The following is a 9,714-nucleotide window of genomic DNA, read 5'->3' on the forward strand; positions in this document are numbered from 1 at the left end:
CGACGCCGACGGTTGACCGACACCACAGCATGCCGCGCGGGACGGCGGGAGGCGTAGGCGATCGAGATGTGCCCGCGTGCCGTAGCCCCGAGTCGCGGGGGCGGGGTTAAGCTTGAAGTAGCCATGTTGGCCGGTCCAGTCCGATCGTTATGGTGATGACTTCCGGCCGACGGGCGAGCCCCTGGGATGACACTCCTGGGGGCTCACTTCTTTGTCGGCCTTGGCCGCTGACTCTGGCCTATTCAGGCCGCTACCTGGTGGAGGCGCGCCGGGGCGTCCCCTGCAACCTCGTCCCAGTACCGGGCGTAGTCGGCGTCCTCCGACGGCCCAGGCAGGCGCGGGCCGCGGGCTCGGGTCAGCGCGATGCCGGGGGCCTGGACCAGGGCGACGCCGGGCGGAGACTGCCGGTGCTGGACCAGCTCGGCGCGGGCGTCCTGGCCATGGAGCATGACCAGGGCCTCGGGGTCGTCGACGCGGAAGCTCAGCCGCAGCCCGAGCTGCCCGCGGGCGAAGCCCTCGATGATCGTCGCGTCGGCGCGCTGGGTGACCACCAGCAGCCGCATCCCGGCCTTGTGCCCCTCCGACACCAGACGCCCGAACGCGTGCAGCAGCTGCTCACGCACCTTCGGCTCGCCCTTCGGGGTCGGGGTGGTGGAGGCCAGCCGCAGTAGGCCGGCCAGCTCCTCGAGCACCACCACGATCAGCGGCCGGTCACGGGTGAAGGCGGTGAGCTTGTCGTGGCGGTCGGGCAGCTCGGCGATACGCGCGTCCATCTCCCCGACCAGCCGGTCGAGCAGGTCGCGGTGAGCCAAGACGTCGCCGCTACCGGTGGCCTGCCACTCGTGGTGCCGGGTGCCTGCCCAGGGGCGGCCGAGCAGCAGCCCGGAGGGGTCTGACCCGGCGATCAGGACGTCGTCCAGGCGGGCGAGCTGCGCCAACACCGAGTAGCACCACACCGACTTACCCGAGCGGGTCGCGCCCTGCACACAAGCGTGCGGAGCCTGGACCCACGGCATCGCCAGCGGGCAGCCAAGCTCGTCGCGGGCGACGAGGACCTGAGCTCCGCTGACCGAGTGGTCGCGGGCGGGGAGCGAGGTGGTGACGTCGACGGCGAGCGGGTCTCCGGTGAGCAACTCGATCCGAACCCAGTGCGGACCCCGAGGCTCGACCCGGATGCGGTCACAGCCCAGAGACCCCGAGAGCCGCTCGGCCACCTCAGGGGCCCGGAAGTCGGCGGCGAGCTGGCCCGGCATGAGCTTGACAATCAGGACCGGGTCGGGGCCAGAGACATCCGCCCGGGCCAGCGTCGGGACGACGATCGTGGTGCCGGAGGCGACCTGCACGGCGTGCGACAACCCGACGTGCTCACAGGCCCGGCGCCACGTGTCGGTGAGCTGGTCGACCAGCTCACGCCCAGCCCGGTCCTGCTCTCGCTCCGCCCGGCAGGCGGTGGTCCAGATGCCCATCTCGGGCCCCCCTTCCTCAGAACGGCCCCGGACCGGAGGTGATCCGGACCGAGGCCTCAGCCGTGGTCGTGGTCAGCTCGCGCGGGCGAGCGGAGTCGAGTCGGTCGACGAGGTCGTGGCGAGGTCGCCGGTGAAGGCCCAGCCGTCGCACCGCGGGCACTGATCAGGCAGCCGGTCACCGTCGTCGACGATCTCGGTGACGTCCTGGCAGAAGGTGCAGACCAGCACCAGGACGGCCGGGCCGGACATCACGCGGCCTGCTCGCCGCGCTTGTGGGCCGTGCCGCCGATCGGGCGGATGCCCTCGGCGCGGTAGTAGACCTGCGCCCCCACCACCTTCTCCTGGCCGGTGTCGCGGTCCTTGATCTTCTTGTCCATCACACCGACCTCCAAGCCGACCAGCTCGACCGACATACCGGGCTGGACACCCTGGCGGGGGTCCTCGTGCGAAGCGATGGTGATCGACAGGACCGCGAACTTCGGGGCACCGAAGGTCCGGAACCCGGCCGTGACCTGCGCCGTCCACTTCGGGGTGCCGTCCTTCATGCACTCCTGGTCGGTCTCGCTGCCGAAGCGCAGCTTCGGTGCGACGTCCATGACCATGACCATCTGGAACGTCGCAGCCTGATCGATCTTGAAGCTGTTCGGACCCTGGTTCGACATGCGCATCTCCCGTGTTCTCGATCCGCCACTCCGGACCTGACCGTCAGCTTATCTACCTGTCTACCTTCCCACACGGGTACCTGGATAGACAAGTAGTCACCGCAAGAGAAAGGGCCGCTCACTCGATCGGCCCAGTCTCTGGCTGTTTTTGGCTGGTCAGTCGGTTGCGTCGAACTCGTAGACGTAGCGGTGCAGGCCACCAGCGGCAACGGAGTCGAAGTACTCGACGACCCGGCCGTCGCCGGTGATGGCGTGGCGGACGAGTGCGGTCACCGGCGCCCCGGTGGGCAGGTGCAGCGCCACCGCCTCCTCCGGTCGGGCCTGGCGTGACATCAGCTCCTCACGGAATCGCGCGAGCGGGAAGCCGTTGGCCTCCAAGAGCCCGTAGATGCCGCCGGGAGCCGTCTGGCCAGCCGAGTAGCCGATCTGGGCGTCGACGCTGGCAGGGATATAGCTGTCGGCGAGCTGGGTCGGTACACCTGCAACCCACATACGCCGGCGCTTTACGACAGCGGTGGCCTCACCGATGACCTCGGCGATCTCCGACGAGACCGTGACGGTCTCGATGGGGCTCTGGTCCTCGGACTGCCAGGTGAGCCCCAGGGCCTCGGCCTCAGCAGCTAGAGCACCCTTGCCTGCCGCCCGAGCGGAGCGAGAGAAGCGGTCGTTGCGCAGCGCCAGGACCGGAGCGACCTCGCGGACGAAGGACCCGATCCCGCGCTTGCTGTCGATGAGCCCTTCCTGTTGCAGCTCTGCGAGCGCACGACGAGCCGTGTTGCGGTTGACCTTGAACTGAGCGACAAGGTCAGGCTCGCTGGGCAGCTTGGCCCCCGGTGCAAGTACGCCGGACCTGATCTGCTCGCGGAGCGTATCCGCGATCTGAGCGAACACCGGACGATCACTCGTGACGTCGATGGACATAACCGCAGCTCCTTCCTCACTGGTGATGATCACGAAGGCAGTTGTCTACCTGTGTGCACAAGTGTAGTGGAGTCACGCGATGCAGTCGCGGCGACACCCCGACGGTGTCGTCGCCGTGCCGGACAGTCGACGGCAAACCGACCCGGACCGCACCCCGGGGGGGCGGAAGCGGCGCGAGTGCCCCGAGAGCGGCTTTGAAGCGCCTTTGAACCGGCTTTGAAGCGACCAGAAACTGATCTCGACCGTCACACCGCCACAACCCGCCTGTGACCTGCGGAAACACCGGTCTCGGTGGGTGGGGTGGCGCCCGACACCTCAACCACCCTGCTTCGCTTGACGGCCGGTCGAGGTGTCGGGCGCCACCCCACCCACCTCTACAGTTCTCGATCTTGAGTCAGGGCTGGGGCCCTGACCTGATCGTTGCTCAGTGAACCGTTGCTCGGCGAACCGGTGTGTGGTGAACCAGCGTCGGCGTGCTCGACGCTGCTCGGGGTCCTCAGCTGCCAGGGCTGCCTTAAGCCAGCCGAACGGTTGTCGCTCGGGTGGATCGTCGAGTTGCACGGCGCGTTCGGTGGTATCGGTCTCGAACTCGAAGTCCAGACCCCGGGCGTCGAGCCAGGCGTGCGCGGCGGGGACACCGCCGTGGCGAGTGGCGAGCAGGAGGTCCTCGGCTTCGGGGTAGACCTTGCGCCAGGTTCGTGCAGGTAGAACCGCTGCGAGTTCGCCTCCAGCGTTCTCCTCCGCGATGGTCTCGTCGTCGATCTCGTCGAGCTTGCACTTGGCCTTGAGCCCGTTCGACCAGACCAGCTGCTGCATGCCCTTCGAGCCCTGCTCCCACTCCTGCCACAACGCGATGTCGCGCTCGTCACCAGTCTCCAGGGCGTCAGCGAGGATCTGGAACGGGGTCCTCGACCCGTTCTTGCCCTGCTTCCAGCGGCCCCCTGCGGTCTCGAACGCCAGCTTGGAGATGTACTTGGCCATCTTCTCCAGCGCGCCGGACCCGACCCGGACATCGACCCCGTGCTCGAACGAGGCGGTGAAGCCGGACTTCGCCAGCCCGGCGGTCCAAAGCTTGTAGACCTTCGTGACCAGCTCCGGAACCCGCGCAGTCACATCCTCCGGGAAGATCAACAAGGCGTGGATGTGCAGGTGCCAGCCGTTCACTTCCGCCTGAGTCGCGTCGATGCCGCGCACGTAGTCCATGTCGAGGAGCTGTTTAAGCTCCTGCCAGGACCGTGACGTGCTCAGGTGCCGCCACGCCCGGGTCAGCGCCCGACGGACTTCCCGCAGGCTGTGGCCCTTGTGATGGCTCATCGTCAAGGTCAGCAGCGCGACCGTCCCACCCCGCTCAGCGTTCCAGTTGATCAAGTGCTGGAGCTCCTTCGCCCGCTTCGCGCTGATCTTCGCCGAGCACACCGGGCAATCCCAGACGCTCCCGCAGGTCACCAGGCCACCGAACCCGGCCGAGCCGGGCTCCTCACCCGAGCCCGGGGTGTGATGCAGCGACACCTCACCTCCAGTGTTGATCGAGACCCGACCGCACCGCGCGACCCGCGGCAACGTCGTGATCTCCGCGAGCTTGCGCCGCGCAACGTACTTCTCCCGCAACGCCTGATCCTGACGCTCCCAGAACGTCCTCGCAAGATCATCCCCATGGCTCTGACCAGCGGCGGAGTCACTTATCGCGTCGTTACCAAGCGCGGGCACGCCCGCGGTGTCGACGCGCGTCAGCGCGGCGGTCATCGAGCACCCCCACGATCAGCCCGCTCTGGCCGTGCCCGGCCGGCCGGGTCCGGCCCGCGGGCCGGAGGCAGGAGCGGGCCGGAGCCCGTCCCGCCGGGCACCGGCCAGAGCGGGCTGATCGCTGGGGGTGCTCGATGACCGCCGCGCTGACGCGCGTCGACACCCGCGGGCGTGCCCGCGCTTGGTAACGACGCGATAAGTGACTCCGCCGCTGGTCAGAGCCATGGGGATGATCTTGCGAGGACGTTCTGGGAGCGTCAGGATCAGGCGTTGCGGGAGAAGTACGTTGCGCGGCGCAAGCTCGCGGAGATCACGACGTTGCCGCGGGTCGCGCGGTGCGGTCGGGTCTCGATCAACACTGGAGGTGAGGTGTCGCTGCATCACACCCCGGGCTCGGGTGAGGAGCCCGGCTCGGCCGGGTTCGGTGGCCTGGTGACCTGCGGGAGCGTCTGGGATTGCCCGGTGTGCTCGGCGAAGATCAGCGCGAAGCGGGCGAAGGAGCTCCAGCACTTGATCAACTGGAACGCTGAGCGGGGTGGGACGGTCGCGCTGCTGACCTTGACGATGAGCCATCACAAGGGCCACAGCCTGCGGGAAGTCCGTCGGGCGCTGACCCGGGCGTGGCGGCACCTGAGCACGTCACGGTCCTGGCAGGAGCTTAAACAGCTCCTCGACATGGACTACGTGCGCGGCATCGACGCGACTCAGGCGGAAGTGAACGGCTGGCACCTGCACATCCACGCCTTGTTGATCTTCCCGGAGGATGTGACTGCGCGGGTTCCGGAGCTGGTCACGAAGGTCTACAAGCTTTGGACCGCCGGGCTGGCGAAGTCCGGCTTCACCGCCTCGTTCGAGCACGGGGTCGATGTCCGGGTCGGGTCCGGCGCGCTGGAGAAGATGGCCAAGTACATCTCCAAGCTGGCGTTCGAGACCGCAGGGGGCCGCTGGAAGCAGGGCAAGAACGGGTCGAGGACCCCGTTCCAGATCCTCGCTGACGCCCTGGAGACTGGTGACGAGCGCGACATCGCGTTGTGGCAGGAGTGGGAGCAGGGCTCGAAGGGCATGCAGCAGCTGGTCTGGTCGAACGGGCTCAAGGCCAAGTGCAAGCTCGACGAGATCGACGACGAGACCATCGCGGAGGAGAACGCTGGAGGCGAACTCGCAGCGGTTCTACCTGCACGAACCTGGCGCAAGGTCTACCCCGAAGCCGAGGACCTCCTGCTCGCCACTCGCCACGGCGGTGTCCCCGCCGCGCACGCCTGGCTCGACGCCCGGGGTCTGGACTTCGAGTTCGAGACCGATACCACCGAACGCGCCGTGCAACTCGACGATCCACCCGAGCGACAACCGTTCGGCTGGCTTAAGGCAGCCCTGGCAGCTGAGGACCCCGAGCAGCGTCGAGCACGCCGACGCTGGTTCACCACACACCGGTTCGCCGAGCAACGGTTCACTGAGCAACGATCAGGTCAGGGCCCCAGCCCTGACTCAAGATCGAGAACTGTAGAGGTGGGTGGGGTGGCGCCCGACACCTCGACCGGCCGTCAAGCGAAGCAGGGTGGTTGAGGTGTCGGGCGCCACCCCACCCACCGAGACCGGTGTTTCCGCAGGTCACAGGCGGGTTGTGGCGGTGTGACGGTCGAGATCAGTTTCTGGTCGCTTCAAAGCCGGTTCAAAGGCGCTTCAAAGCCGCTCTCGGGGCACTCGCGCCGCTTCCGCCCCCCCCGGGGTGCGGTCCGGGTCGGTTTGCCGTCGACTGTCCGGCACGGCGACGACACCGTCGGGGTGTCGCCGCGACTGCATCGCGTGACTCCACTACACTTGTGCACACAGGTAGACAACTGCCTTCGTGATCATCACCAGTGAGGAAGGAGCTGCGGTTATGTCCATCGACGTCACGAGTGATCGTCCGGTGTTCGCTCAGATCGCGGATACGCTCCGCGAGCAGATCAGGTCCGGCGTACTTGCACCGGGGGCCAAGCTGCCCAGCGAGCCTGACCTTGTCGCTCAGTTCAAGGTCAACCGCAACACGGCTCGTCGTGCGCTCGCAGAGCTGCAACAGGAAGGGCTCATCGACAGCAAGCGCGGGATCGGGTCCTTCGTCCGCGAGGTCGCTCCGGTCCTGGCGCTGCGCAACGACCGCTTCTCTCGCTCCGCTCGGGCGGCAGGCAAGGGTGCTCTAGCTGCTGAGGCCGAGGCCCTGGGGCTCACCTGGCAGTCCGAGGACCAGAGCCCCATCGAGACCGTCACGGTCTCGTCGGAGATCGCCGAGGTCATCGGTGAGGCCACCGCTGTCGTAAAGCGCCGGCGTATGTGGGTTGCAGGTGTACCGACCCAGCTCGCCGACAGCTATATCCCTGCCAGCGTCGACGCCCAGATCGGCTACTCGGCTGGCCAGACGGCTCCCGGCGGCATCTACGGGCTCTTGGAGGCCAACGGCTTCCCGCTCGCGCGATTCCGTGAGGAGCTGATGTCACGCCAGGCCCGACCGGAGGAGGCGGTGGCGCTGCACCTGCCCACCGGGGCGCCGGTGACCGCACTCGTCCGCCACGCCATCACCGGCGACGGCCGGGTCGTCGAGTACTTCGACTCCGTTGCCGCTGGTGGCCTGCACCGCTACGTCTACGAGTTCGACGCAACCGACTGACCAGCCAAAAACAGCCAGAGACTGGGCCGATCGAGTGAGCGGCCCTTTCTCTTGCGGTGACTACTTGTCTATCCAGGTACCCGTGTGGGAAGGTAGACAGGTAGATAAGCTGACGGTCAGGTCCGGAGTGGCGGATCGAGAACACGGGAGATGCGCATGTCGAACCAGGGTCCGAACAGCTTCAAGATCGATCAGGCTGCGACGTTCCAGATGGTCATGGTCATGGACGTCGCACCGAAGCTGCGCTTCGGCAGCGAGACCGACCAGGAGTGCATGAAGGACGGCACCCCGAAGTGGACGGCGCAGGTCACGGCCGGGTTCCGGACCTTCGGTGCCCCGAAGTTCGCGGTCCTGTCGATCACCATCGCTTCGCACGAGGACCCCCGCCAGGGTGTCCAGCCCGGTATGTCGGTCGAGCTGGTCGGCTTGGAGGTCGGTGTGATGGACAAGAAGATCAAGGACCGCGACACCGGCCAGGAGAAGGTGGTGGGGGCGCAGGTCTACTACCGCGCCGAGGGCATCCGCCCGATCGGCGGCACGGCCCACAAGCGCGGCGAGCAGGCCGCGTGATGTCCGGCCCGGCCGTCCTGGTGCTGGTCTGCACCTTCTGCCAGGACGTCACCGAGATCGTCGACGACGGTGACCGGCTGCCTGATCAGTGCCCGCGGTGCGACGGCTGGGCCTTCACCGGCGACCTCGCCACGACCTCGTCGACCGACTCGACTCCGCTCGCCCGCGCGAGCTGACCACGACCACGGCTGAGGCCTCGGTCCGGATCACCTCCGGTCCGGGGCCGTTCTGAGGAAGGGGGGCCCGAGATGGGCATCTGGACCACCGCCTGCCGGGCGGAGCGAGAGCAGGACCGGGCTGGGCGTGAGCTGGTCGACCAGCTCACCGACACGTGGCGCCGGGCCTGTGAGCACGTCGGGTTGTCGCACGCCGTGCAGGTCGCCTCCGGCACCACGATCGTCGTCCCGACGCTGGCCCGGGCGGATGTCTCTGGCCCCGACCCGGTCCTGATTGTCAAGCTCATGCCGGGCCAGCTCGCCGCCGACTTCCGGGCCCCTGAGGTGGCCGAGCGGCTCTCGGGGTCTCTGGGCTGTGACCGCATCCGGGTCGAGCCTCGGGGTCCGCACTGGGTTCGGATCGAGTTGCTCACCGGAGACCCGCTCGCCGTCGACGTCACCACCTCGCTCCCCGCCCGCGACCACTCGGTCAGCGGAGCTCAGGTCCTCGTCGCCCGCGACGAGCTTGGCTGCCCGCTGGCGATGCCGTGGGTCCAGGCTCCGCACGCTTGTGTGCAGGGCGCGACCCGCTCGGGTAAGTCGGTGTGGTGCTACTCGGTGTTGGCGCAGCTCGCCCGCCTGGACGACGTCCTGATCGCCGGGTCAGACCCCTCCGGGCTGCTGCTCGGCCGCCCCTGGGCAGGCACCCGGCACCACGAGTGGCAGGCCACCGGTAGCGGCGACGTCTTGGCTCACCGCGACCTGCTCGACCGGCTGGTCGGGGAGATGGACGCGCGTATCGCCGAGCTGCCCGACCGCCACGACAAGCTCACCGCCTTCACCCGTGACCGGCCGCTGATCGTGGTGGTGCTCGAGGAGCTGGCCGGCCTACTGCGGCTGGCCTCCACCACCCCGACCCCGAAGGGCGAGCCGAAGGTGCGTGAGCAGCTGCTGCACGCGTTCGGGCGTCTGGTGTCGGAGGGGCACAAGGCCGGGATGCGGCTGCTGGTGGTCACCCAGCGCGCCGACGCGACGATCATCGAGGGCTTCGCCCGCGGGCAGCTCGGGCTGCGGCTGAGCTTCCGCGTCGACGACCCCGAGCCCTGGTCATGCTCCATGGCCAGGACGCCCGCGCCGAGCTGGTCCAGCACCGGCAGTCTCCGCCCGGCGTCGCCCTGGTCCAGGCCCCCGGCATCGCGCTGACCCGAGCCCGCGGCCCGCGCCTGCCTGGGCCGTCGGAGGACGCCGACTACGCCCGGTACTGGGACGAGGTTGCAGGGGACGCCCCGGCGCGCCTCCACCAGGTAGCGGCCTGAATAGGCCAGAGTCAGCGGCCAAGGCCGACAAAGAAGTGAGCCCCCAGGAGTGTCATCCCAGGGGCTCGCCCGTCGGCCGGAAGTCATCACCATAACGATCGGACTGGACCGGCCAACATGGCTACTTCAAGCTTAACCCCGCCCCCGCGACTCGGGGCTACGGCACGCGGGCACATCTCGATCGCCTACGCCTCCCGCCGTCCCGCGCGGCATGCTGTGGTGTCGGTCAACCGTCGG

The 9,714-nt window shown here is 68.4% G+C and carries 10 protein-coding genes; 5 read left to right on the top strand and 5 right to left on the bottom strand.

Annotation, left to right across the window (positions count from 1 at the left end):
- Window positions 1-242: 242 nt before the first annotated feature.
- The 5 genes from KPL57_RS57340 to KPL57_RS57360 form a co-directional block, all read right to left on the bottom strand.
- The gene (locus KPL57_RS57340) at window positions 243-1,466 is read right to left on the bottom strand and encodes a hypothetical protein (protein ID WP_226350985.1); all 1,224 of its coding nucleotides are present in this window, start codon (window positions 1,464-1,466) and stop codon (window positions 243-245) included.
- Window positions 1,467-1,538: 72 nt separating this feature from the next.
- Entirely contained in the window at window positions 1,539-1,715 is a 177-nt protein-coding gene (locus KPL57_RS57345; RefSeq protein ID WP_226350986.1) for a hypothetical protein, read from the bottom strand.
- Window positions 1,715-2,128, bottom strand: coding sequence for a hypothetical protein (locus KPL57_RS57350; RefSeq protein ID WP_226350987.1), 414 nt, complete (start codon window positions 2,126-2,128; stop codon window positions 1,715-1,717). Before KPL57_RS57350 ends, KPL57_RS57345 begins: the two co-directional genes overlap by 1 nt.
- Window positions 2,129-2,284: 156 nt before the next feature.
- The gene (locus KPL57_RS57355) at window positions 2,285-3,049 is read right to left on the bottom strand and encodes a GntR family transcriptional regulator (RefSeq protein ID WP_226350988.1); all 765 of its coding nucleotides are present in this window, start codon (window positions 3,047-3,049) and stop codon (window positions 2,285-2,287) included.
- Between the two features lie 315 nt (window positions 3,050-3,364).
- A complete protein-coding gene (locus tag KPL57_RS57360) occupies window positions 3,365-4,792 on the bottom strand; it encodes a protein rep (RefSeq protein WP_226350989.1) in 1,428 nt (475 codons plus the stop codon).
- A gap of 171 nt (window positions 4,793-4,963) precedes the next feature.
- Here KPL57_RS57360 and KPL57_RS57365 point away from each other — a divergent pair, with 171 nt between their 5' ends.
- The 5 genes from KPL57_RS57365 (at window position 4,964) to KPL57_RS57385 (ending at window position 9,364) form a co-directional block, all read left to right on the top strand.
- Window positions 4,964-6,355, top strand: coding sequence for a protein rep (locus KPL57_RS57365; RefSeq protein ID WP_226358533.1), 1,392 nt, complete (start codon window positions 4,964-4,966; stop codon window positions 6,353-6,355).
- A gap of 316 nt (window positions 6,356-6,671) precedes the next feature.
- The gene (locus tag KPL57_RS57370) at window positions 6,672-7,436 is read left to right on the top strand and encodes a GntR family transcriptional regulator (protein ID WP_226350988.1); all 765 of its coding nucleotides are present in this window, start codon (window positions 6,672-6,674) and stop codon (window positions 7,434-7,436) included.
- A gap of 156 nt (window positions 7,437-7,592) precedes the next feature.
- The gene (locus tag KPL57_RS57375) at window positions 7,593-8,006 is read left to right on the top strand and encodes a hypothetical protein (protein WP_226350987.1); all 414 of its coding nucleotides are present in this window, start codon (window positions 7,593-7,595) and stop codon (window positions 8,004-8,006) included.
- Window positions 8,006-8,182, top strand: a complete 177-nt coding sequence (locus tag KPL57_RS57380) for a hypothetical protein (RefSeq protein ID WP_226350986.1) — start codon at window positions 8,006-8,008, stop codon at window positions 8,180-8,182. Before KPL57_RS57375 ends, KPL57_RS57380 begins: the two co-directional genes overlap by 1 nt.
- Window positions 8,183-8,254: 72 nt before the next feature.
- Window positions 8,255-9,364 (top strand): hypothetical protein, encoded by a 1,110-nt coding sequence (locus KPL57_RS57385; protein WP_226358534.1) that lies wholly within the window; start codon window positions 8,255-8,257, stop codon window positions 9,362-9,364.
- Window positions 9,365-9,714 lie beyond the last annotated feature (350 nt).

The sequence above is a fragment of the Pseudonocardia sp. ICBG601 genome (assembly GCF_020496245.1).